Origin of the sequence: Streptomyces sp. NPDC006335, assembly GCF_040612795.1 — a bacterium.
Classification (GTDB): domain Bacteria; phylum Actinomycetota; class Actinomycetes; order Streptomycetales; family Streptomycetaceae; genus Streptomyces.
The window spans coordinates 624,282-647,856 of the sequence record NZ_JBEXQX010000002.1; the positions used below are offsets into that span (position 1 = coordinate 624,282).

The window sequence follows — 23,575 nt, forward strand, 5'->3', positions numbered from 1 at the left end:
AGGCCGCCATGCCCACGAGGATCCTCCCGGCAGTCGGCGACGCGGACGCGGTCCGCTCCCTCACCACGCTGCTCAGCCAGCTCCCGGACGCCGAGCCCCTCGCCCCGGTCACCGACTCCACCCAGCTCATCGACACCCTCGCCCGCCTGGCGTCCGAGTCGATCGACGAACTGCCCGAGGTCGTGGTCGTCCATGAGCGCATCGGCCCCGTCCCGGCCCTGGAGCTCATCCGCGAGGTCGCCCTGCGCTTCCCGGCCGTCGGCGTCATCCTCGTCACCTCCGACGTCGGCCCCGGCCTCTTCCAGGCCGCCATGGACTACGGCGCCCGCGGCCTCATCGCCCTCCCGCTCGGCTACGAGGAGCTCGCCAACCGGGTGCACGCGGTCGCCCAGTGGTCGACGGGCGTACGACGGCACCTGGGCGCCGCCACCGACGTGTTCACCGGCGTCGGCGGCACGGTCGTCACCGTCAGCGGCGCGAAGGGCGGCGTCGGCGCCACCACCACCGCCATCCAGCTCGCCCTCGCCGCCCAGGCCTCAGGGCGTACCACCGCCCTGCTCGACCTGGACCTCCAGACCGGCGACATCGCCTCCTACCTGGACGTGCAGTTCCGCCGCTCGGTCGTCGACCTCGCCACCATCACCGACATCTCCCCGCGCGTCCTCGCCGACGCCGTGTTCCCCCACGACACGGGCCTCGCACTGCTGCTCGCCCCCGGTGAGGGCGAACGCGGCGAGGAGGTCACCGAGCGCGCCGCCCGCCAGATCGTCAGCGCCCTGCGCTCCCGCTACGAGGTCGTCGTCGTCGACTGCGGGGCCCAGCTCAGCGGCGCCGGCGCGGCGATCGTGGAGATGGCCGACACGGCTCTGCTGGTCACCACCCCCGACGTGGTCGCCGTACGCGGCGCCAAGCGCGCGGTGCGCATGTGGGACCGGCTCCAGGTCCGCAAGGCCGAGGAGACCACCGTCGTCGTCAACCGCCACAGCCGCGGTACGGAGATCCAGCCCGGGCTCATCCAGAAGATCACCGGCACGGGGGTCGCGGCGACCGTGATCCCGGCCAACTTCAAGGAACTCCAGGGCGCGGTGGACGCGGGCCGGGTCCACGAACTCGACGCCAAGGGCACGGTCAAGCAGGCCCTGTGGGCGCTCGCCGGGGAACTGGGCCTGGTCAAGGGGACGGAGGCCAACTCCCATCGCAACGGAGGGCGGGAGCGGGGGGCGTTGGCGTTCCGGCGGCGCAAGGAGCTGGGGAGATGAGCACCCGGGTCCTTCGGCGCTTCCGGCGGGACGAGGGCCAGGTCACCATCGAGTTCCTCGGGATGACCCCGCTGATCCTGATCACGCTGGTGCTGCTGTGGCAGTTCGTGCTGCTGGGGTACACCTACACGCTCGCCGGGAACGCCGCTGACGAGGCGGCGCGGGCGGGGACGGTGGTTCCGGCCGGGGAGCGGCAGGCCGCCTGCCAGGAGGCGGGCACGGACAAACTCCCGGGCGCGTGGAGCGGCACGGTGAGCTGCGCGACCGGAGGCGGCTACGTCAAGGCCACCGTCACCCTCCAGGTCCCCGTCCTGTTCCCGGGATCGATCGGCTTCCCCTTCGACGTGGAGGGCCACGCGGGCGCCGTGGAGGAGGACAGGGACTGAGATGTCGTACTCCCACAAGAGCCCTCGCGACCGCGGCCAGGTGGCCCTCGAATACCTGGGCTTCATCCCGATCCTGATCCTCGTCGCCATGGCGGGCGTCCAGATCGGGCTCATCGCCTACACCGCCCAGCAGGCCGGTACGGCCGCGAGGGCCGGCGCGCGGGCCGCCTCGCTGGACCTGAGCGCGCAGGACGGCTGTGTGAACGCGATCAGCGACTGGCTGTCCGTCGACTGCACCGAGGGCGGGGGCGGCGACTCGGTCACCGTCACCGCCACCGTCCAGATCCCGTCGATCGTGCCCGGGTGGGACTTCGACCCCGCCGTCAAGACCGCCACCATGCCGCTCGACCACTGAACGAGGTGCCCCCATGAGCCTGCGGTCCCGCATCAACACCCCCGAGGAGAACGGCAGCCGGGGCGAGGACGGCCACCTCGTCTCCTCCTACCGGGCCAAGCTGCTGGAGGAGATCGACCTCGCGGAGATGAGCTCGCTGGCGGCGGCCGAGCGCCGGGCCCGCCTGGAGCGGGTGCTCGGGCACATCATCAGCCGCGAGGGGCCGGTCCTGTCGACCGTCGAACGCTCCCAGCTGATTAGGCGCGTGGTCGACGAGGCGCTCGGCCTCGGCATCCTGGAGCCGCTGCTCGAAGACGCCTCCATCACCGAGATCATGGTCAACGGACCCGACTCGATCTTCGTCGAACGCGCCGGCCGCGTCGAGCAGCTGCCGCTGCGCTTCCCCTCCCACGACCAGCTCATGCAGACCATCGAGCGCATCGTCTCCACGGTCAACCGACGGGTCGACGAGACGAACCCGATGGTCGACGCGCGCCTCCCCTCCGGCGAGCGCGTCAACGTCATCATCCCGCCGCTCTCCCTGACCGGCGCCATCCTCACGATCCGCCGCTTCCCCCGCTCCTACACGCTCCAGGAACTGGTCGGCTTCGGCTCGCTCGACGAGAACATGCTGTACCTGCTGGCGGGCCTGGTGCAGGCGCGCTTCAACATCATCGTGTCGGGCGCGACGGGCACCGGGAAGACGACCCTGCTCAACGCCCTGTCCGGGCTCATCCCGGAGGGCGACCGGATCATCACCATCGAGGACTCCGCCGAACTCCAGCTCCAGCAACGACACGTGGTCCGGCTGGAGTCCCGGCCGCCGAACGTGGAGGGGCAGGGCCGGGTCACCATCCGCGACCTGGTCCGCAACTCCCTGCGCATGCGCCCCGACCGGATCGTGGTCGGCGAGGTCCGCGGCGGCGAGTCCCTCGACATGCTCCAGGCGATGTCGACGGGCCACGACGGCTCCCTCGCCACCGTCCACGCCAACAGCGCCGAGGACGCGCTGATGCGACTGAAGACGCTCGCCTCCATGTCGGAGGTGGAGATCCCCTTCGAGGCCCTGCACGACCAGATCAACAGCGCTGTCGACGTGATCATCCAGCTCACCCGGTTCGCCGACGGCGCCCGCCGGATCACCGAGATCGCCCTGCTCGACAGCCACGGCAGCGAGCCGTACCGCCTGGCCACGGTGGCCCGCTTCGACGCCGAGCCCATGGCGGCGGACGGCCGGATCTACGGCCGGTTCGCGTACTTCCCGCTCCCACGCCGTACCGTCGACCGCCTCTACATGGCGAGCCAGCCCACCCCCCAGGCCTTCGGGGTGGCCGAGTCCACAAGCCAGTTGGCCATCCGAGAAGCCAGGTAGGAACAGGTAGGACGCACCCTCATGGACCTGCAGACCCTAGTCACGCTCACCATCGGCGTCACGCTGCTGACGTGCGCGCTCGCCGTCGTGGGCGTCCACTTCTACGCCAGGGGGCGGGCACAGCGGGCGGCACTGGTCGACCGGCTGTCGGCCGCGGGCCAGGTGCCGTACACCGGCCGCCGCCGGCACTTCCGCGACCTGGACCGCCGGCTGCGCCGTACCCGGCTCGGCCGGGAGCTGGAACTGCGGCTGGCGGCGACCGGTCTTGACGTGACCCCGGGCGAGTTCTTCGCCGCGATGATCGGGCTCGTCGGCGGCCTGTGGTTGATCGGCCAGGCCACCCTGGCGCCCTTCTTCGGCCCGCTGGCAGGCCTCGCGGGCGTCTGGGCGGCGGTGCAGTTCCTCAACTGGCAGCGCCAGAAGCGCATCGAGAAGTTCATCAACCAACTCCCCGAACTGGCCCGCATCCTGGCCAACGCCACCCACGCCGGTCTCGCCCTGCGCACCGCGATCGGCATGGCCGCCGAGGAGCTGGAGGCACCGGCCGGAGAGGAACTGGCGAACGTGGCCAACCAGTTGGCGGTGGGCGTGGCGATGGAGGACGCGCTCGACGAGATGGCGAAGCGGCTGCCGTCCCGCGAACTGGTGGTCCTGGTCACCACCCTGGTGCTGTCGAACCGGGCGGGCGGCCAGGTCGTCAGCGCCCTCCGGAACCTGACCGAGACGCTGGAGGAACGCAAGGAGACCCGGCGCGAGGTCCGCACCCAGCTCTCCCAGGTCAACATGACGTCGTACGCCGTCCCGGTCCTGGGCATCGGCTCGCTGTTCCTGATGAACGGCGTCAAGGACGGCGCGCTGGAGCGGATGACGGGCTCACCGCTCGGCCAGGGCGCGGTGATCATCGCGTTCGCCCTCTACGCGGTCGGATTCATCCTGATCCGCCGCCTGTCCCGCATCGACGTCTGAGGAGGGGGCGGCTGTGATCGCATTCGGGCTGGCCCTGCTGATGGCCGTGAGCGTGTGGGGCGTCTTCGCCGGCATCCGCATGTACCGGGCGGAGGCGAAACTGCCGAGCGACCTGGTGCTGGCGCTGGAGGTCGGCTCGACCCGCACCGGCGCCGTCGACTCCCTGATCGACCGCATGGGCATGCGCTACGCCCCCGCCGTCCTGCGCCTGATGGGCCCCAAGCAGGTCGCCAAGTACCGCCGCAAGATCGACCTGGCGGGCAACCCGGGCGGTCTGACCATCAACCGCTACGCGGCCCGCAGGGCGGTGTACGGCTTCCTGGGCGGCCTGGGCTTCCTGGTTTTCCTGCTGCGGGGGCAGCTGTTCGTGGCGTTGTTGCTCCTGGCCTTCGGGGCGTTCTGGACGGAGGTCGGCATCTGGTCGGCGATCCGGGTCAGGAAGGACGTCATCGAGCGCACGCTCCCCGACTTCCTCGACGTGCTGGCCGTGGTGGTGAGCGCGGGCCTGGGCTTCCGCCAGGCACTGGACCGGGTGGCCTCCAAGTACGAGGGCCCCTGGGCCGACGAACTGCGCATCACACTGCGCCAGATGGACCTGGGCATGAGCCGCCGCCAGGCCTTCGCGGAGCTGCGCCGCCGCAACGACTCCGAACAGGTGGCGATGTTCGTGACGGCCCTCCAGCAGGGCGAGGAACTGGGCGCTCCCATCGTGGACACCCTGGTCTCCCTGGCCAAGGACATGCGCCGCACGGACGCCCAGAACGCCCGCCGCAAGGCCGCCCGCGCGGTCCCCAAGGCCACCATGATGATCACGACCTTCATGGTCCCGGCCACGATGCTGCTCTTGGCCGCGGGCCTGCTCCTCGGCTCGGGCACGGACTTCGGCACGATCACGGGGAAGTAGGGGGGCGGGGGATGTCGATGACGGGTGAGCGGAGCGTAGGGCGACGGGTGGGGGTGGCACCCGCACTCGACGACGAAAGCAGTACGGGTGCGGGTGGGAAATCGAACCACGCGCACGCCCACGCACCCGTATCCGCAAGGGCACCCGCACCCGCACCCGCCCTGGACATCCAGGTCAACGCCCTCCAGGCCATGTGCCGCCAGGTCTTCGGCTTCCGCCTGGCGATGATCGCCCTGGCCGCCCCCGCCGCCCTCCTCAACGCCAACCCCGGCCTCGGCACCCGCCTGGTGGGCGCCGCGGTGGTCGTCACCTTCATGGTCTCGTACGCCCTCTTCAGGGACTGGGAACGCTTCGGCCCCCTCCTCCTGCGCCACCCCTCCCTCCTCGCCGCGGACACCCTCTTCGGCAGCCTCCTCCTGATCTCCGCGGGCCCGGACACCACGCTCGCGTACGTCAGCGTCTGCACCCCCCTCCTCGCCGGCATCGCCTACAGCTGGCGGGGCGCCGCGGTCTTCGCGTCCCTCCAGTCCCTGATCCTCCTGCTGGCCCAGACAGCTCTCCCGCACCCGAACACCACCCCCGCCGACACCCTCCTGCTCCCCGGCTTCTGCGTGATCACCGGCGCGGTCGGCTCCACGCTCCGCAACCTCCTGCTCCGCTTCGGCACCGCGACCCAGGCCCTCACCGCGATGAAGGCCCGCCTGGCCGTGACGGAGGCGATCAGCGAGGAACGGGCGCGCCTGGCGAGGGAGATGCACGACTCGGTGGCGAAGACCCTGCACGGTGTGGCCCTGGCGGCGGAGGGCCTGGCGACTTCAGCGGCGGCCCCCGCCCCGGACCCGGCCCAGCTCAGACAGCAGGCCGAACTCGTCGCCCGGGCGGCCCGCAGAGCGGCAGCGGAGTCCCGCGAACTCCTCACCGACCTGCGCCGCGACCCGGCCCCGAGCACGGACGTACTCCAGGAACTGGCCGCCCGCGTCCGCGACTTCAGCGCCCGCACCACGCTCCCCGCGACCTACCGCGCCCCCTGTCACGCCCACCTCGCCCTCACCGTCCCGCACCCCGTGGCCCGCCAACTCCTCACCATCACGGAGGAGGCGATGGAGAACGCCCACCGGCACGCCGGGGCCACGCGCGTCGACATCACGGCGGACGTCGACCCCGACCTCGGGCTGCTCAGCATCAGCGTCCAGGACGACGGCCGCGGGCTCCCGCCGGACACCACGCTCGACGCACTCCGCCGCTCCGGCCACTTCGGTCTGGTCGGCATGGTGGAACGCGCCGAGTCGGTGGGCGCCGGTATCCACATAGGCGAGGGCACGGACGCGAAGGGCACGCGCGTACTCCTGCAACTGCCCCTGTCACCACCTCCGTCCCCACCTCCGTCCCCGCCCTTGCCGCCCGCACAGTCGGACGACCCCCCACCCCACGAGAGGAGGCCGTGACATGCCGGACGACCCCCAGCACCCCACCCCACCGATCGCGCTGTTCCCGACGGCCCCGGCCACCCCCGTCCGGACCGTCGTCGCCGACGACAACCCGGTGGTCCGAGCGGGCCTCACCGCCCTGCTCTCGGGCCGCGCGGACATCACGGTCGTGGCGGAGGCGGCGGACGGCCGGGAGGCCTACGAGGCCACGAACCGACACCGCCCGGACGTGGTCCTGCTGGACGTTCGCATGCCGGGCATGGACGGGATCTCGGCGCTCCCGTACCTCGTGCCGATCGCCCCGGTGCTGATGCTGACGTACAGCGGAGAGCCGGAGACCGTCCAGGAGGCGCTGCGCAGGGGAGCCGACGGCTACCTCGTCCACGGCGAGTTCACGGCGGACCAACTCGCCGCGGCCGTACGGGACACCGCGCGGGGCCGCACCCATCTCACCCCGACGGCGGCCGGCGCCCTGCTGACCCATCTACGCGATGCGAATGCACACGTAAACCCCCATGTCCCTTCCCCCGCGCACCCAATCCCCCTCAAAGGGCTTTCGCAACTGCAACCATCTGTGGGACAGTCGTCCTCGGACAGGTCGCGTTTCCAACTCAGCGCGAGGGAGGCGGAGATCATGGACCTCATCGCATCCGGCATGACCAACCAGCAGATCGCCGCCGCCTGCTTCATCAGCGAGAAGACGGTCAAGAACCACATCAACCGCATCTTCGCCAAGCTCCACAGCACGAGCCGCTCCGAGGCCGCCGCGAAGTGGCTGGGCACCGCCCCGAGTTCGGGCCGAGGGGTGGGGTGAACCGTGCCGATACGACGTTGGGCCCGGATTTGGGCCCAGGGGCCCTGCGCCGACCGGGATCCGCGGGACTACGTTCCGGTTGTCGATGGCGGCGACACCGAAGGGTCTCACGATGAGCAACCGGTTCAACGACGACAAGGGCCAGACCGCGGTCGAGTACCTGGGCATCATCGCGGTGGTGGTGGCGATCGTGCTGGCGATCACGGGGACGGACATCGGCAACACGATCTACGACGCCATCACCGAGCAGATCGCCAACGTCACCGGCGGCTGACGGGCCTTAACTCGCACGGCGACGCAGGGCAGGCATTCCCCCTCTACATCACGGTGGTGGGGGGCTTGCTCCTGCTCGCGTTCGCCTATCTCGCGGTCGGTCAGGCTGCGGCCAACCGGAACAGCGCCCAGACGGCGGCCGACGCGGCCGCACTGGCAGCGGCCCTGGACACCCGGGACAAGCTGACCGACGAATGGGTGGAGAACATACTCGACCCCACCAAGTGGCGGGACATCTTCGAGGGCGGGGGAGTGGCGTTCGGGGGTTGCGCCCGGGCGAACGAGTTGGCCGCGCAGAACGATGCCACTGTGCTGTGCACGCCGCGTCCGGATCTGTCGCCCCCGGGTTATGAGGTCGAGGCCACGACCAACCAGAGCGTCGGTGATTCCATCGTCCCCGGCACCGAGGGCGAGCATTCGACCGAGCGCGCCACGGCCGTGATCGAGCGACGCTGCGACTTCGAGCTTCCCGGGGCGGGCGCCGACCCTGCCGTGCTGCCGAAGCTCACATGCGAAGGCGACGTCGAGTGGACCCTGGACCCGGAGGACCTCACGGATCTCCCAAAACCCGAGGACCTCTTCGACGTCCACCTGGCGGACTGACAAGCTGACGACACCAGCGACGAAGGAAATACAGTGATGAGCATTCGGTTCACGGCGAGGGCCCGCAGGGGGATCGTCGCGCTGACGATCGCGGCCGGACTGGCCGTCGGTGTGGCCGGCTGCGGCGGAGGTGGCGGCGACGGCAAGAAGCCCGAGACTTCGGCTTCCGCCTCCCGGGGGGAGGGCTCCCAGCCCAGTACTCAGGAGGGCCAAGCGGACGTCCCCTTGGCCGAACTGAAGGGCCAGGACGGACTGTTGCTTCAGATCACCTCCGCCGAGCGGGACGCCGGGGGCTTCGTCACGGTGAACGGAACCCTGAAGAACGACAGCGACAAGGGCGTGGTCGTTCCCGCGGCGGTGCGGGGCGACGAGACCGAGATCGTCCGGAACGGTAGGTCGCTGGGCGGCGCCACGCTCGTCGACTCGAAGGGCAAGAAGCGCTACTACGTGCTCCGGGACACCGACGGCCGTCCGCTGACCACCACCGGCTTCTCGACCCTCAAGGCCGGCGAAAGCCTCGCTGTGTTCATGCAGTTCCCGGCACCGCCCGAAGGTACGACGGAGGTGGCCTTCCAACTCCCCACCTTCGCCTCCGCCACCATCCAGATCTCCGGATGACGCCGCCATGACCGCCACCCGAACCCCACCCCGCCTGGCCCTGGCCCTCACGGTCACGTCGCTCATGGCGGCCCTGACCCTCACGCCCGCCCAGGCGGACGACGGCGGCCCCAGCGTTCCGCCCGGCACCGAACCCTCCGCCACCGCCCCCGTCGAGGTGGACCCCAACGACCCGGACCTGAAGCTCCCGGAAGGGGCCACCCTCGCCGAACCGAAGGTCCTGGACATCAAGCAGGTCGTGGAGGACCAGAGCGGAGACGAACGGCGTGAGGACACCAACGCGGACGTGAAGTTCGCCCTCCAGGCGGAGGTCCTCTTCGGCAAGGACAGCGCCAAGCTGAACGGCGAGGCGAAGGCCCGCATCTCGGCGATCGCGGCGGAGATCAAGAACCAGCACGCCACCCAGATCCGCGTCTTCGGCTTCACCGACAACCTGGGCAGCTACGCCCACGGCCGCACCCTCTCCCGCCAACGCGCCAACGCCGTACAGGACGTCCTCGACCAGGAGTTGAAGGACGCGGGCATCACCTACGAGGTCCGCGGCTACTCCGAGGACTACCCCATCGCCTCCAACGCGACAGAAGCGGGCCGCAAGAAGAACCGCCGCGTGGAGGTGTCGTTCCCACGGGGGGAGGGGTGACGCAGGGCGGTCGAGGGTACGAGGCCGGCCGGGACAGCTGTCGGGGAGTACTGGAGTATCCGGAGGCGTCCATGACTCGGCGCCCTGGGTGGAAGAGCTGTCAGGTCTTGCAGCCGCCTGCAGACCCCTCGAATGACACCGCCAACTGCTTTGTCACCGGCGCGCCAGCTGCGCCCCGGCCCCTTCGCGACTGCCCAACGCCCGTTCCTGACCCCACCCTTGGTGATCCGTTTAGCGTCTCTTTGGATATGGTCGACCTGACATGCGGCCGCTCGGGGTCGTGCCAGGGGGACAGAGGGGGCAACCGTGTCAGGCGGTACGGACGTCGATGACCCGGCGTCGTTGAAGAAGGCCGGCAATGGGGCGGCGGAGATCGCGGGTGAAACCCAGACCGCAGGCAAGCATCCGCTCGACGAGACCCGCGCGGCGGCCAAGGACTTCAGCGCCGACTGGAGCGGCGGATCCGGCGCTGCACTCAACCGTCTCGCGGCGGTCTGGTCCCTCCAGGTGGAGGGGCTGGTCGGCAAGTGCCGGGACCTCAGTGCACAGTTCGGTACAACCGGCGGTAACTACGTCGAGGTCGAGTCGGTGAACACACAGACCGTGAAGTCGGTCCGGCCGTCGCCCTTCGGTTGACCGGCTGGGCTCCAGTCAGCCGTTCACACGATCGTTCTTACGGGGAGAAGTCAGGCCGATGCCGACCTACGAGCAGCTCTACCACCTCAACCTGGCCAACCTCCGTACGGCCGCGGACCGGTGGGCGGAGACCTCCACCAAGTTCAAGGGCCTGCACACCTCTTTCGGGGATCGCGTCGAGCGCCCCTTCAAGGAAGCGGGTTGGCGCCAGCCGGTCATGACCGCCACCCTCGCGGGGACCAGGACCACCGAGGCGAAGCAGGAGTTCGACGACGCCCGGATCGAGGCCGATGGCATCGCCAAGATCCTCACCGACCTGCACACCAAGCTCAAGGGGTACCAGGCGGAGCTGCGTCACTGCGCCGACGTGAAGGCCAAGCAGAAAGGTCTGCACGTCAGTGCCAAGGGTGAGGTCACCGCGCGCGACGACCTGTCGGACGACCCGATGCGTCACCACGATCCCGACTACCAGGACCTGATCCGTCAGCAGCACAGCGACATCGACGCCATCGTCGCCGAGCTGGAAGGCATTCTGAAAAAGGCCGCGGAGGCCGACGAAGAGGCCTGTTACGCCCTGGACAAGAACCTCGGCGGAGACAACGCGAACTTCAACGACCACGTCTACACCTCTTTGAACGAAGCGGATGCGACCCGGGACTCCATCCGCGCCCTGGAACTGGCCGGCAAGGGCAAGGACATGTCGGACACGGAACTGACGGAACTCAACGCACTCCTCAAGGAGCACCGTGAGGACGGCAGGTTCGCCGAGAGGTTCGCCACCGGCCTTGGCCCCAAGGGAACACTGGCCTTCTGGTCACAGATGGCCGACCCGTACGGCGGCGACCACGGCCGCAGCGAGGAGCGCGAGAAACTCCTGCAGGACCTGCAGAAGCAGCTCGGCACCACGCTCGGCACCGCGACCCAGTCCGACAGCAAGGCGATGACGGACTGGAAGCAGGACATGATCAAGCTCGGGCCGCAGCGGCTCGAGATCGATGACGCCGGCAACCCGTACGGCTTCCAGGTGATGAGCAACCTGATGCGGCACGGGGAGTACGACAACGCCTTCCTTCAGCAGTACGGCGACGCCCTGATCAAGACCGAGAAGCCCTGGAACGACGGGGACTCCCACCAGGGCCTGGGCCTCGACCGGCTCTGGACCGGCAATTTCAACAGCGCCGACCTCAACTTCGGCTCCAAGAACGACCGCGGCAACGATCCCATGACCGGCTTCCTCGAGGCCCTCGGCCACAATCCCGAGGCGTCGGCCAAGTTCCTCTCCAAGGGAGAGCATTTCGATTACCTGGTCGGTGGTGGTGACGACACCAAGGCCCGTGCCTGGCCCCACGACACGGCGTTCGGAGGCGACCACGACAAGATCGGTGGGTACGACTCGCTGGGGCACGCGCTGGAATCGGCGACGTTGGGACAGCGCTATGACGCGGATCCCCCGCACCCGAACCGTGGCATGGACGGCGCGGCGAACATCATGGAGAAGGTGGTCCAGCGCTACGGCAGTGACCCCGAGCTGCTCAGTGACCGCGACGGTCTGTCCGACAGCGTGGCCGAGATGGGGGCGGCGTACATGGACGACCTCAACTACGCCGCCGCGGACATCGGTGGCAGCGGCAACGTGATCGGTAAGGATGAGCTGTTCCCCGCAGCCGGGCGGGAGCGCATGGAGGTCAGCCCACGCGAGGCCGGTGAATTCCTCCGTTCCCTGGGCCATGACAAGGACGCCCACGCCACCGTCTCCCTGGCGCAGCAGGCGTACACGTCTGGTCTCCTCGCCGACCCGAACACTTCACCGTCCGAGGCGGCAACCGTGGCTCGGATCGGAGGAACCGTGCACGGGATCCTGGACCAGGGGCGCATGGACCAGATCGAGTCCGACTACGGCGACAAGGGTGACGCCAAGAACCGCGAGATCGCCGAGTCCACCGCGTGGAAGTCCTCTGCCACGAGCATCGCCATCGGAGCTGGGGTAGGGCTGATCGCGGTGCCGACGATGGGAGCGGGTGCCATCGCCGTGCCCATCGCGATCGGGGTTGCGGAGGGAACCGCCAACACCTACTTCGGCAACATGTTCGAGGCTGACGCCGAGGAACAGGCGAAGGAGGCCGAGGACGAGCGGAACAAGGAGAAGCGGATGGACGAGAACCAATTCGAGGACGCGGGGCTCACAGCTTCCCAGTTGCCTCTGAATCGGTACATCCTCAATAACGGTGTTGCCCAGGAAGACAGCGGTGAAATGGTGTCCGGCGTTCAGAACGCATACATGTTCGGCCGTCAATACTAAAGGAAAACTGTCATGTGGGTACGGCGACCTTCGAACGCGCCATTTTCTCTGTCCCGAAAAGCATGGCGCTTTGGTGCTGTTGCTGCGCTGGTTGGCCTTGTAGCGGGCTGTTCGAACGACGGAAAGGACAAGGACTCGGAGGACGATGCTCTTTGTGGCGGTGTGATCAGCACCGCTTCGGAGCGAGCCCTGGAGAAGATGGCCGGCGAATCCTCCCTCGAATCCATTGTTCCTTCGGACTCTGAGAGCGGCCGGGACCTGAAGAAGGAGTCTCAAGGGTGGAAATCCGACCCGAATCCTGAGATCAGCAATTCCCGATGGACCTGCTCGGTGGATCCGAGCGGCGATCGGCACAAGAGGATCGTGCTCTTTGCGGGCTGGTCGAAGCTTCAGACGGAGAGCATCGCGAAGCTTATCGAAAAGGGCTCGGACAAGTATACGAAAGTGTCTCCGGAGGTTTTCATTGTTCCCCGGGGAAAGGAGTTTGCCAATGACTCCACCGTGTACTTCTCCTGCGAACTGCAGACCGAAGGCTCGCGGGCCGTCCGCCATACCCTCACCGCAGGTGTGACCGACACCGTTCGATCAAAGGGGACCCAGGCGGATGCGAACCAGATCACGCTTTCCGTCGCCCGCTGGATGGCTGACGAGGTCGACTGCGTGAACGCCGCCGACCTCCCGGCCTCTGCATAGTTCGGTCGAGGGTTTGTCGGGGCATGGCCGCGAGAACGAGACCGACGTTGATGTTGCATGCAGCTACGGCTGGGGCGGCCACGGCTCCTGGGGCGAAGCCGGCTGCTGATACGGGTTCTGCTGTGGCGGCACGTATTGCTGGTGCGGGTTGTGCTGGTCGTACTGAGGGTAGGCTGCGAGGCCGCCGGGCCCGCCGCTGTCGTTCCTGTGCCGCTTGGACCGCTTGACGAGCAAGAGCACAAGCAGGCCGATGACGGCCAGGCACGCGACACCGATGACACCCCAGATGATCATCGCCTTCTGATCGGCCTGCGCCTGATCCTCATCGGAATTGCTGAGAGAAGAAGTACTCGACTTATCCCTCAGGGACTCCGGCACGGTGAGCGGGCCGTACTTCGAGCCTGCCGGGATGTTGTCCTTGAGGGCGGCGAGCGGCTGGATGATGCCGTAGCCGTAGGTCTTGTCCGGAAGGGACAGGCCCTTCTCGGTATCGGGGAGAGCCGCTGTTTTGACCAGGCGGTTGGCGATCTGGCCTGCCGTAAGATCGGGGAACTTCGACCTGAGCAGGGCTGCTGCCGCTGACGTATAGGCGGTTGCGTCCGACGTGCCGTCGGCCGCGTGATACCCGTTGCCGGTGCCGTTCGCAGAAACGATGTTGGTGCCAGGAGCTGACAAGGCGACGAAGTCACCTGGGTTGGATCCGCTCCAGATCGACCCGTCGTTCTGCACGGCGCCGACGCCTAGAGCGCCTGGGGAAGCGGCGGGATAGCACTTACCGCCCTTGTCCTGTTCGTTTCCCGATGCGCCGACGACTAGGACGTCATGGCTCAAGGCGTAAGCCACAGCATTCGATGTCTCGTCCAGTTCGTCCTGATCGCTGGAATTGAAGCATTGTGAGACATTGATTACGGATGCGCCGTTGTCGACCGCCCATTTGATCGTCTGGGAAAGCTTTACTTCCTTCGAGTCCCGGACCGGTAGGATTTTCGCCTCGGGGGCAAGTCCGATGACTCCGTCATTTGTCCCGTGCCCGTGGGCGGCAATGATTGACGCCATGGCTGTGCCGTGATTATCGCCAGCGGCAGGCTCTGTATTTCCGCCATCCACGAAATCCTTGCCCTTGAGGACATTCCCTTGCAGATCAATGTGATTGGCGTTAACTCCGCTATCGATAACTGCGACGGTGACACCGCTTCCCTGGGAGATTTTCCACACGGATTCGGCATTGAGTGCTTCTAGTGCCCACTGGTCGTCTCTGACCTGGTCTGCAACAGCAAGCGGAGCAGAGGCAAACAGTAGAGCCGTGGCCAAGGTGCCACAGCCTGCTGCGTGAAGTAGCCGGGTGAAGCCCATCCGTATGTTCCTCTCCTGGGACGGTGCGGGGGCGCGCCGTAGAACACCCCCGCAGCACCGTCCTGGCTGCCTGTACACCGTGCGGTTACTCCTCGATGACCCGAGGTGCCACATTACGTTGAGGGGTCCAGGTCTCCTCGTCTTCGACAAGGTAGTCGGGGCGCTCGCCCTCGCGCCGCTCCTCTTCCCTGGAGCGACCGGTGCGGGAACCAGGAACACCTGCCACGCCACCCTGGCGAACAGCGCCGACTCCCCGCCCTGCGGCACCGCGGCTGCTGTGGAGACCTGAACCACCGGCAGTTCCCCTGCCCGAGCCCACACCCGCACCCGCCTTGGGCGCGCCGCCCACCACGCCACCACGGGCGCCACTGCCGGGACGCGCGGTGCCACCTGCGCCGGTGGCACCGCCTGCGCCCCCGGCACGCCCCGTCACACCAGCCCGACCGGTCATGCCGCGGGCGGCGCCGGCTCCGACAGCCCCTCCCATCGGGCCACCCATGAAACCGGTGCCACCGATGCCGGCGCCGCTGGCAGCTCCGCCACCGACCGACGCGGCTCCACCAAATGCGGGCGTTCCCGTGCGACCGACAGAGACACCGTCAATCGCCGTGCCGACATCCTCGGTTCGCACGGTCGCCTTATGTGCCCCACCCGTGATACCCGAAGGCGAAGCAACGGACTTCGAAGAGCTGATGGCACCTGCTTGGGCGGCCCCGGCTGTACTTGATGACACGCTCCGCGGGCTTCCAGAGGAACGGGCAGTCGGCATGACGACGGGCGTAGGCGTAATCCCACCGGGGTCCCCCGGGTAGTCCTTTTCCGCTTCCCTATTCGGCTTCTTCTCCCACGACCCCATAGCCTTCGCCTGCGAGTTGTACGCAGCCCCCAACGTCTCCATTTTCGCAGCCATCCGCAACTGTGCCTCGCGCCCCGCCGACAGGTCGTCCTTGTTGCCGTCGAGTGCCTCCTGCGCACCCTTTCCGGCGGCGATGTCCTTGTTGAGACCGTCGTCGCTGCGAGTGAAGCCGTCGCCGGCGGCGTTGGTGAGGCTGGACATCCGGCCAGGCTTCTCCATCGCCATGACCTCGTCCTTGATGGGCCTCAATGCGGCGCCCACGTTCGTCATAGCGATCGACGTATGGCTGGCGTATTTGGCCGTGTTGCCGATGCTCTTGCTGACCTGCCTGGCCTTCGCGGCGAATCCGTCGGCGGCTGCACCCCTCCAGTGCGCCTGGATGCGGGTGACCTCCTTCTCGAACTCGGCCTGGATACTGGCCAGCTGAGCCGACAAACCCGACCAGCCCTTGGCGACGTCTGTCACGAGGCCTGGTCTCGCATGGCTGAGCATGGCCTTCATCTCGTCCATGTTCTTGCCACCGGCGAAATTCGTCGTGTGCTTCTCGTTGAAGCACATGTTCATCTCGGTGTAGTCGTAGTCGATCTGACCGTCGCTGTCAGCCATGCCTTTGTGCCCCCTCGTTACCGCGCATCTCGGCCTGCACGCCGTCCATGAACCCCTACTGTCCCGCGTTGGGGAAGCTCGCCTTGGCCTCGTAGTCGGTGTCCTGGTAGGCCCCGTGCGTGTACTTCGTCTTTCGCCCGAACTCGTCCATGACGGAGTTGAGGTACCTCACGGCGTCCTCGATGTACGTCTTGATCTCGTTGTGCGCGTTGGCGAGCTTGTCCGCCTCGTCGAAGCCGGTGCCGAGGGCCCCTGGCGGAAGGTAGGTGTTGGTCGCCGCGTCCGTGTTCGCCTTGCCGAGACCGCTCAACACCTGGTTCAACGCGCTTACGGTCTTTTCGAGCTCGTCGAGATCGACGCTTACTTCTTCAGCCATGCCCAGCTCCCCGTGGATCCCCGTTGTCCCCAGCGTGAGCCCGCGCTTCAGACAAGCGCCACTCGGCTCACTTCGACCGGTACAACGAACGTCTCCGCCATCACCGAGCGACGGCAGACGTCCCCAACCTGGTCGGGTACCACCCTAGTTACGTCCAGTGACATCACGATCATCAGGGGAGGTCGGTGGCGAGATCGCGATCAACTCAGCTCACCTTCTTCACATCAACCGGGAACGGTGTCCAAGGGTGCGGTCGATCCCGAGGGGGAGGGGCGTGGCACCGCGGGCGGTGAATGAGGGCACACAGAGCCCTGAACGCAACCGATGCGGGCTCCGGGTGTCGGCAAGCGCACCCCGCACCCCCGAAGGGATGTGCAGGGCCGAGAGTTCCAGGCCTCACTCTTAAGACTGACGAACGGCCCGACGTTGGCCCAAACTCCCCCGCGTGGACGGGCAGACGACTCCCGGCCCTGCAACTGCCCCCGCTCCCACCACGGTTCTCGCACCCCACGCCATCACCGGTTGGACTGGCGCACGATCATCATGATGTGCTTTCGCGCATTACGACGTCAGCCGCGGGGTGACCAAGAATGAAGCCGGACGTGGCCGACAGCCCGACACACCGCCAGGGCGGGGCCGAACGGGCAACGCTGGCCGCAGAGATGCACGACCTGTACGACGGTCGGGGCGACAGCGAGAGGCTGTTGGCGGCCTTCCGGGCAGCGGCACTGTACGTGCCGTTCGCCGAGGACGATGCGATGTGCTCCGGTGAGACGGACGGCATTCGCTGGCTCTACGCCTTCACCTCCGCCACCGAGTTGGAGCGTTTCGCTCGCGCCCGCGTCGAGGCGGGCACCGACCCCGGGTGGGCGAGCGGCCGGATCCGTTACTGGACGGTGCTCGGCTCCCGGCTGCTCGACGTCGCCGTACCCGCCGCCGTCACCGAGGCTCGGATCCCCACCGGGGTCGCCGTGGACGTGGGCGGTGTCAGGCCCCTCTTGCTCCCCCCGGTGTCCGGGATCGTGCCGGGCCCGGTGGCGGTGGACCTCGTGGACCAGAACCTGTAGCGCCGGGAGAAACGTGGACAACGGTTACGGAGCGGACCCGCAGGTCCTCAAGCAGGCTGCCCAGGGCATCAACCGGACGATCGATGAGCTGCAGGACGTCGGCGTGGGCGTCGGCGCGGGAGCGGTCGGACGGGGCTTCGGCAGCCTGGAGCTGACGCAGCTGCAGATGGGACACACCGGCCTGGCGGCCGCCTTCGCCACCTTCGCGCAGCGCTGGGAGTGGGGCGTGCGGGCGCTCGTGACGGAGGGCAACGCCATCGCGCAGAAGCTCGACCTGTCGGCCGGCTACTACCACGAGGCCGAGGAGTACGCGATCGGCGTGGTCAAGGACTCCGTCGTGGCCTCCTACGGTGACCCGGCCGCCTCCGGTGAGGAGACGGAGCGGATGTCGTGGAGCCAGGTCGGTTCGGCGATGAAGGAGACCTGGACACCGGACCTCTCCCAACAGTCGGCCGACGAGGCACGGCAGCAGATCGGCCACACCTGGCAGACCACCCAGGAGGACCTCACCACCACTGGCCAGTACGGCACCCAGCTGCGGATCGGCACCGAGTTCGTGCAGGAGTCGATGGAGAACGCCACCGGCAGCGGCGACGAGCCCGAGCACACGGGTGGTAGCTGATGGGCTTGGGGGACCTGGCCGACGGCGTCAAGCAGGGCCTGGCCGACGGAGTCGGCTCGGTCGCGGACGCGGTGGGCGACCAGTTCGACGTAGTGGGCCTGAAGTCCGTCGGGGAGAAGGTCCGCGACGGTGCCGAGTACGTCACCGGGGCGGTCGGGGCCGTGGTGCCCGAACGGGAGCTGGGCCAGACCGACGAGCCGGGCGAGTTGATCCACGGCTCGCCCGGTGACCTGAACGACACGGTCCGCCACCTGCGGGCCCTGGCCGCCGCCTTCGAGAACACCGGGCAGGCGCTCCGGAAGCTCGACCCGGACCACTGGACCGGCACCGCCGCCGCGTCGTTCCGGGACTCCTTCACCACCCACCCCAAGCGGTGGCTGACCGCGGCCGACGCCTGTACGGCCGCCGCGGACGCCCTGGCCACCTACGCGGACACGGTCTCCTGGGCACGCGGCCGGGCGGCTGAGGCGATCGAGAAGTGGCGGGCCGCGGAGGCGCAGAGCTCGGCGGCCCGGAAGACGTACGACCAGCGGTTCTGGGAGTACCAGTCCGCACTCACCGTCGGCTCCCTGGCGGGCGCCGGCGCCGGCACCCCCATCGACCCGGGAGACTTCGTGGACCCGGGAGAAGCCGGCCGCAAGGCTGCCCGGGAGACCCTCGAACACGCCCGCCGGGAGCGGGACTCCGCCGCCGAGACCGCCACGGTCAAGGTGACCGGCGCCTTCGAGGCGGCCCCGGCCGAGCCCAGCACCTGGGCCAAGTTCCAGGCTGACCTGATGGACGGCACCCAGGCCGTCAACATGGAGCTCGAACACTTCGCCGGAGGCTTCGTCCAGGGCGGGACCGGGATGATCCGCATGGTGCGGACGGTCAACCCGATGGACCCCTACAACCTCACCCACCCCTCGCAGTACCTGCGGAACGTCTCCGTCACCGGCATGGGCCTGCTCACCGCGGCCAACCACCCGGTGAGAACCGCCAAGTCACTGGCCGGCTCCGGCTGGTCCAGCGACCCGTCCGAGGCGCTGGGCACCCTCTCCTTCGACGTCTTCCTCGACGCGGTCACCGGCGGCGCGGCGGCAGGAGTGGGCGCGGCCCGCCGTACGGCGACCGGTGTCGCGAGGGATGTCATGGAGACGGCCGGGGAGCGTGGCGCCCGCGACGCGGCCGGGGCGGCTGTCCGGGACACCGGGGAATCGGCCGCCGAGGCCGCGTCCAAGTCCGCGGGCAAGAGCGCGCCGCTTCCTGACAGTTGGACCCCCTACAAACACAGCGGGGATGTCACCGACGCGACGGCGGACACGGCCAAGGACGCCGCCGACACCGCCAAGGAAGCCGCTCGTGGCAAGTGGGACGGCGATGTCGCCGGCTCCTCGGACGGTTCACCGGCCACGGAGTCCGGCGCCGGGAACCACGTCCGTGATTCCGCCGAGCACCGATCGGCGATGGCCGAGATCTCCGACAAGGCGGTCACGTTCGACAACAACGCGGACGCGGCGCAGTACGGCGCCAAGCACTGGAACGACTATGCGGAGAGCCTGCCCGCCGAACAGAAGGCAGCGGTGCACAGCTACACGGGCCCCGCACACCACCGGATCAACGGGTTCCTGCGAGAGGGCGAGGGCAGCTACCACGACATCCCCGAGGTACGCCGACACGTCGAGCAACTCGACAAGGCACTCGCCGGGAATCGGCTGCCCGAGGCCGTCGTCGTCAGCCGTGGTACGGGTCTGGAGCACTATCTGGAAAAAATGAGTTCCGCGAACCCGGCGGACATGATCGGTAAGAAGTTCACGGATGACGCCTACATGTCCACCTCGTTGGGGGACGCCGTGTTCACGAACAAGGGCGCTGTCCTCCACCTGCGCGTGCCCGAGGGGACTCAAGGCCTGTACGTGGAGAAGCTGAGCCGCTACGGAGCCGACGAGCGGGAACTTCTGCTCGGCCGCGGCAACGAATACACGATCACCAAGGCGTTCGAAGACGGCAACGGTACGTGGCAGATCTACGGGAAGATCCACTGATGAGTGAGCAACACGGCCCGGACGAGCACTCCGAGGAGAGGCCCTTCTCCCGGCTGGGGCAGGACCTGCAGGTACGGGTGACCGGTGGCCAGGACGACTACGTGCTGCGGGCCGAGGGACCCGTGCAGTATGTCCTGTTGGCGAATATGGACGGGATCCTGGGGGCCCTGTTCGCGTCTGACGCTGAGGGCGCCGTCGGCACAGTCGTACGCCCTGAGCTGGGGCCCGATGCCAGCAATGCCACCATCCATTGGATCAAACTGCGGCGATCCGCGAAACAACGAGGCCTGTCTCCGACCGAGGCCCTCGCCGAGATGGCACAGCAGCCCGGCGCCTACCCCCTGCCGGGGCGGGTGCTGCCCGGGTCCTGGCAGGAGGCCCCCAGCATGGCGGCGCTGAAGGAAGAGATCGTGGGCGACGGCGAGTGGGTCCGCGGACCACGCGACCTCAAGATCCACGTGTATCCCGACATCCCGCTCCGCGGCCCCAAGATGCTGCCCCCCAAGGTGACCGAGGCCATGCGGGTGTCCGCCCGGCGTCAGCCCGGCAGGGCGATCTTCGCCATCGACCCGGCCTACACCAACCCGCACGGCGAGGTCCCCGAGCACGGAAAGCTGGGCGGCTGGCCCATCGACGAGCACGGTGAGATCGGCGAGTTCCACTTCAACCCCGGGTACGAGCCCACCCTCACCGCGCTCGGATACCGGCCCCCGGAGAACGAGGTGGAGCGCACGCTCCAGGCCCTGCGCTCACGCCGCGGCACCCCCGAGGCACTCCTGGACGCCTTCCGCAAGGCCACGCTTCTGGTCTCCGTCGAGGCGGACGGCACGCAACTCCGCTTCCGCCGACGCGACAACGGCGAGCCCTGCCTCGACGTCTACACCGGGGCCCAGTACGTCCCGGAGGACGGCCGGCAGGTGCGGGCGATGAACGGGGGAGAGCTCACCAAGGGCCTGTACGGCTGCTTCGTGGGGATCAACCCCGGTAGCCGGCCGAGCATGTACATCCCGGCCTCCGATCTCGCCGTCAGCGCCTTCGGCTGACGGCGGCCAGGCGGCCACTTCGAAGCCCCCGCGCACCACTCCTACTCCACGACAACCTGCACCCGCACCCCCACCCGAACCCCCCACCCCTCCATCACCCCGGCCCCCGCCTCCAGCACATGCCGAGACCGCACCCGCGGCAGCCCCAGCCGCCCCGGCCTCATCGTGCGGACGGCGATGACGCGGAGCCCGCGGTCGAGGTAGGCGACGTCGATGGGGAACCGCATGCGGAACGTGTGCACACTGCCCGCGGGGGAGAGGAGCAGGGCCCCGTCGACGGAGTCCCGGCCGAGCAGGCCCTTCGTCCTGGCCCGGTAGGAGGAGGCGATCTCCAGCGGTACGGCGAGCTCTCCCCGCTCACCGTGCACGACCAGCTTGCCCCGACCGTCCTGCCAACGCCCCATCCCGGAGCCACCCTTCCGCCATGGCGTTCCCACGCCGTCCCCGTCGCCCCCGATACCGTGGGAGTCGATCCTCTCCCCACTGCCCAGGTCAGGTGTCCGATGCGCAAAATCGTCCTGATGATGTCGGTGTCCCTCGACGGCTACATCGAGGGCCCCGACGGCGACATCGGCTGGCACCGGGTCGACGACGAGCTGCTCGCGCACATGAACGCCACGGTCGGGAGGATGGGCGGCCTGATCCACGGCCGCCGCGTCTACGAACTCATGGCCGCCTACTGGCCCACCGCCGACGCAGACCCCGACGCCCCCGCGTCCGACAAGGAGTTCGCCCCGATCTGGCGGGACCTCCCCAAGATCGTGTACTCCCGTACCCTCACGCACGTCGGCTGGAACTCCACCCTCGTCCGTGAGGTCGTACCGGAAGAGGTCCGGGCCCTGAAGGAGCAGCCCGGCGGTGACCTCGGGCTGGGCGGGGCCGACTTGGCGGAGACCTTCCTGCGGTACGGCCTCGTCGACGAGCTGCGGATCTACGTCCACCCCGTCCTCGTCGGCCGGGGCAAGCCCCTGTTCCCGCACACCGACACGACGACGTCGCTCCGGCTCGTCGAGTCGCACACCTTCGGCAACGGCGTCGTACTGCTGCGGTACGAGCCGACGCCGTAAAGAAGTTGCCGCACCGTAAGGAAGTTGTCGCACCGGAAAGAAGTTGTCGCACCGGAGCGCGAACCACACCGCAGCACATCCACCCGAGCCCGGAATGACCGCCCCGAGAAAATGAGCGGCGCCCACCCCCGCCCCCCTGCCACCATCACCCCATGATCTCCCCACACCCCCGCACCTTCGAAGACCTCGTCGCCGAGGGCGCCGCCGTGCCCACCGCTGGTTGGGACTTCTCGTGGTTCGAGGGGCGGGCCACCGAGGCGCGGCCCTCGTGGGGGTACGCGCGCTCCCTGGCCGGACGGCTGGCCGGGGCCGCCGCCTCGCTCGACATCCAGACCGGCGGCGGCGAGGTCATGGACTTCGCGCTCGGGCAGGGGGTCAAGACACCCGTGCTCGCCGCGGCCACCGAGGGCTGGCCGCCGAACGTCGCCAAGGCCACGGCCCTGCTGCGCCCGCGCGGCATCGTGGTTGTCGCCGCACCGGAGGACGCGCCGCTGCCCTTCGCCGACGACACCTTCGACCTGGTCAGCAGCCGGCATCCGGTCAGCCCCCAGTGGGCGGAGATCGCGCGTGTGCTGCAGCCCGGTGGCACGTACTTCGCCCAGCACGTCGGCCCGCGCAGCGTCTTCGAACTCGTCGAGTACTTCCTCGGCCCGCAGCCCGCGGCACAGAGCTCGGACCGTCACCCCGACCGCGAGCGCGCCGCCGCCGAGGCCGCCGGACTGGAGATCGTGGACCTGCGCGCCGAGCGGCTGCGGATCGAGTTCCACGACATCGCGGCCGTCGTCCACTTCCTGCGCAAAGTTGTCTGGATGGTGCCGGGATTCACGGTGGCGGAGTACGAGCCCCGACTGCGGTCCCTGCACGAGCGGATCGAGGCAGAGGGCCCCTTCGTCGCCCACAGCTCCCGCCATCTCTTCGAGGCCCGCAAGCCGCTCGCCTGACGTTCGCGCCCGCGGATGGTCCATACATGCCTGCAAAGCGGACAATGGGCGCACTGTGGGCTGATCCACCCCGCATATCCATGGTCTTCACGGGGTTTCCACATCGTTATCCCAGGCGGCTCGCATCCGGACCCCGGCTGACGTAAATTCAAGGCGAGGCAATTCGCGTCAGCAAAGCTGCGCGGGGGCACCGCGCAGAGGAGGGGGCTGCGCGGTGCCGCGCCCACTTCCCGGCGTCAAAGAAACGTTCCGACCCGGAGTCACCCACGCGGGCGATGCCCCACGCCCCCATGATTCCGCCGTGATTCGGCCACGAAACCCCCATGAACAGGGCCTTGACCGCCCACCGCGCCGTCGCCGCCCGACTCCGGAGAGTAGTTGTGGCACGCCGATGCA

Annotated in this window: 25 protein-coding genes; 21 read left to right on the forward strand and 4 right to left on the reverse strand. The window is 68.6% G+C overall.

The genetic code is table 11. The annotated features are described in order from the left end of the window. The first annotated feature begins 8 nt into the window (after positions 1-8). The 15 genes from ABZ098_RS08780 (at position 9) to ABZ098_RS08850 (ending at position 13,224) form a co-directional block, all read left to right on the forward strand. Complete coding sequence (locus tag ABZ098_RS08780) at positions 9-1,259, forward strand: AAA family ATPase (protein ID WP_356588636.1); 1,251 nt, start codon at positions 9-11, stop codon at positions 1,257-1,259. Continuing rightward, positions 1,256-1,645 carry a TadE family protein gene (locus ABZ098_RS08785; protein WP_356588638.1) on the forward strand — a complete coding sequence of 130 codons (390 nt, stop codon included), beginning with the start codon at positions 1,256-1,258 and terminating at the stop codon, positions 1,643-1,645. Before ABZ098_RS08780 ends, ABZ098_RS08785 begins: the two co-directional genes overlap by 4 nt. Position 1,646: 1 nt before the next feature. Beyond that, positions 1,647-2,000, forward strand: coding sequence for a TadE/TadG family type IV pilus assembly protein (locus ABZ098_RS08790; protein ID WP_356588640.1), 354 nt, complete (start codon positions 1,647-1,649; stop codon positions 1,998-2,000). A 13-nt stretch (positions 2,001-2,013) separates the two neighbouring features. Next, entirely contained in the window at positions 2,014-3,351 is a 1,338-nt protein-coding gene (locus tag ABZ098_RS08795) for a CpaF family protein (RefSeq protein WP_356588642.1), read from the forward strand. 21 nt (positions 3,352-3,372) lie between these two features. Continuing rightward, positions 3,373-4,317: a type II secretion system F family protein gene (locus ABZ098_RS08800; RefSeq protein ID WP_356588644.1), complete on the forward strand. Its 945-nt coding sequence runs from the start codon at positions 3,373-3,375 to the stop codon at positions 4,315-4,317. Positions 4,318-4,333: 16 nt separating this feature from the next. Continuing rightward, positions 4,334-5,221, forward strand: coding sequence for a DUF5936 domain-containing protein (locus ABZ098_RS08805; protein WP_356589371.1), 888 nt, complete (start codon positions 4,334-4,336; stop codon positions 5,219-5,221). Positions 5,222-5,412: 191 nt separating this feature from the next. Beyond that, a complete protein-coding gene (locus ABZ098_RS08810; RefSeq protein WP_356589373.1) occupies positions 5,413-6,666 on the forward strand; it encodes a histidine kinase in 1,254 nt (417 codons plus the stop codon). Position 6,667: 1 nt separating this feature from the next. Next, positions 6,668-7,462 (forward strand): response regulator transcription factor, encoded by a 795-nt coding sequence (locus ABZ098_RS08815; protein WP_356588646.1) that lies wholly within the window; start codon positions 6,668-6,670, stop codon positions 7,460-7,462. A gap of 112 nt (positions 7,463-7,574) precedes the next feature. Further along, positions 7,575-7,736: a membrane protein gene (locus tag ABZ098_RS08820; RefSeq protein WP_037903624.1), complete on the forward strand. Its 162-nt coding sequence runs from the start codon at positions 7,575-7,577 to the stop codon at positions 7,734-7,736. A 56-nt stretch (positions 7,737-7,792) separates the two neighbouring features. Then, entirely contained in the window at positions 7,793-8,338 is a 546-nt protein-coding gene (locus ABZ098_RS08825; protein ID WP_356588648.1) for a pilus assembly protein TadG-related protein, read from the forward strand. Positions 8,339-8,374: 36 nt separating this feature from the next. After that, positions 8,375-8,956 (forward strand): hypothetical protein, encoded by a 582-nt coding sequence (locus ABZ098_RS08830; protein ID WP_356588650.1) that lies wholly within the window; start codon positions 8,375-8,377, stop codon positions 8,954-8,956. 7 nt (positions 8,957-8,963) lie between these two features. Continuing rightward, entirely contained in the window at positions 8,964-9,596 is a 633-nt protein-coding gene (locus ABZ098_RS08835) for an OmpA family protein (RefSeq protein ID WP_356588652.1), read from the forward strand. A gap of 342 nt (positions 9,597-9,938) precedes the next feature. Next, positions 9,939-10,232, forward strand: coding sequence for a hypothetical protein (locus ABZ098_RS08840; RefSeq protein WP_356588654.1), 294 nt, complete (start codon positions 9,939-9,941; stop codon positions 10,230-10,232). Between the two features lie 58 nt (positions 10,233-10,290). Next, positions 10,291-12,531 (forward strand): DUF6571 family protein, encoded by a 2,241-nt coding sequence (locus ABZ098_RS08845; protein ID WP_356588656.1) that lies wholly within the window; start codon positions 10,291-10,293, stop codon positions 12,529-12,531. Positions 12,532-12,543: 12 nt separating this feature from the next. Next, complete coding sequence (locus ABZ098_RS08850; RefSeq protein WP_356588658.1) at positions 12,544-13,224, forward strand: hypothetical protein; 681 nt, start codon at positions 12,544-12,546, stop codon at positions 13,222-13,224. Positions 13,225-13,287: 63 nt separating this feature from the next. Here the strand turns inward: ABZ098_RS08850 and mycP are convergent, their stop codons facing one another. The 3 genes from mycP to ABZ098_RS08865 all read right to left on the reverse strand — a co-directional run bounded on the left by mycP (position 13,288) and on the right by ABZ098_RS08865 (position 16,415). Next, entirely contained in the window at positions 13,288-14,577 is a 1,290-nt protein-coding gene (gene mycP, locus ABZ098_RS08855) for a type VII secretion-associated serine protease mycosin (protein WP_356588660.1), read from the reverse strand. Positions 14,578-14,662: 85 nt separating this feature from the next. Continuing rightward, a complete protein-coding gene (locus ABZ098_RS08860; RefSeq protein ID WP_356588662.1) occupies positions 14,663-16,039 on the reverse strand; it encodes a hypothetical protein in 1,377 nt (458 codons plus the stop codon). Between the two features lie 55 nt (positions 16,040-16,094). Beyond that, positions 16,095-16,415 (reverse strand): hypothetical protein, encoded by a 321-nt coding sequence (locus ABZ098_RS08865; protein ID WP_356588664.1) that lies wholly within the window; start codon positions 16,413-16,415, stop codon positions 16,095-16,097. A 590-nt stretch (positions 16,416-17,005) separates the two neighbouring features. On the opposite strand from ABZ098_RS08865, the gene ABZ098_RS08870 reads away from it, so the two are divergent. Genes ABZ098_RS08870 through ABZ098_RS08885 form a run of 4 tightly spaced genes read left to right on the forward strand, consistent with a single transcriptional unit; the run spans position 17,006 to position 21,171 of the window. Further along, the gene (locus ABZ098_RS08870) at positions 17,006-17,482 is read left to right on the forward strand and encodes an SseB family protein (protein ID WP_356588666.1); all 477 of its coding nucleotides are present in this window, start codon (positions 17,006-17,008) and stop codon (positions 17,480-17,482) included. A gap of 13 nt (positions 17,483-17,495) precedes the next feature. Then, complete coding sequence (locus ABZ098_RS08875; protein ID WP_356588668.1) at positions 17,496-18,104, forward strand: hypothetical protein; 609 nt, start codon at positions 17,496-17,498, stop codon at positions 18,102-18,104. Continuing rightward, positions 18,104-20,128 carry a putative T7SS-secreted protein gene (locus ABZ098_RS08880; protein WP_356588670.1) on the forward strand — a complete coding sequence of 675 codons (2,025 nt, stop codon included), beginning with the start codon at positions 18,104-18,106 and terminating at the stop codon, positions 20,126-20,128. The genes ABZ098_RS08875 and ABZ098_RS08880 overlap by 1 nt, the downstream gene beginning before the upstream one ends. Beyond that, on the forward strand, positions 20,128-21,171 hold the full coding sequence (locus tag ABZ098_RS08885) for a type VII secretion system-associated protein (protein WP_356588672.1): 1,044 nt from the start codon (positions 20,128-20,130) through the stop codon (positions 21,169-21,171). Before ABZ098_RS08880 ends, ABZ098_RS08885 begins: the two co-directional genes overlap by 1 nt. Before the next feature lie 41 nt (positions 21,172-21,212). Here the strand turns inward: ABZ098_RS08885 and ABZ098_RS08890 are convergent, their stop codons facing one another. After that, the gene (locus tag ABZ098_RS08890; protein ID WP_356588674.1) at positions 21,213-21,575 is read right to left on the reverse strand and encodes a DUF192 domain-containing protein; all 363 of its coding nucleotides are present in this window, start codon (positions 21,573-21,575) and stop codon (positions 21,213-21,215) included. A gap of 99 nt (positions 21,576-21,674) precedes the next feature. On the opposite strand from ABZ098_RS08890, the gene ABZ098_RS08895 reads away from it, so the two are divergent. Beyond that, positions 21,675-22,238, forward strand: coding sequence for a dihydrofolate reductase family protein (locus tag ABZ098_RS08895; protein ID WP_356588676.1), 564 nt, complete (start codon positions 21,675-21,677; stop codon positions 22,236-22,238). 152 nt (positions 22,239-22,390) lie between these two features. Further along, positions 22,391-23,179, forward strand: coding sequence for a methyltransferase domain-containing protein (locus ABZ098_RS08900; protein ID WP_356588678.1), 789 nt, complete (start codon positions 22,391-22,393; stop codon positions 23,177-23,179). Positions 23,180-23,575 lie beyond the last annotated feature (396 nt).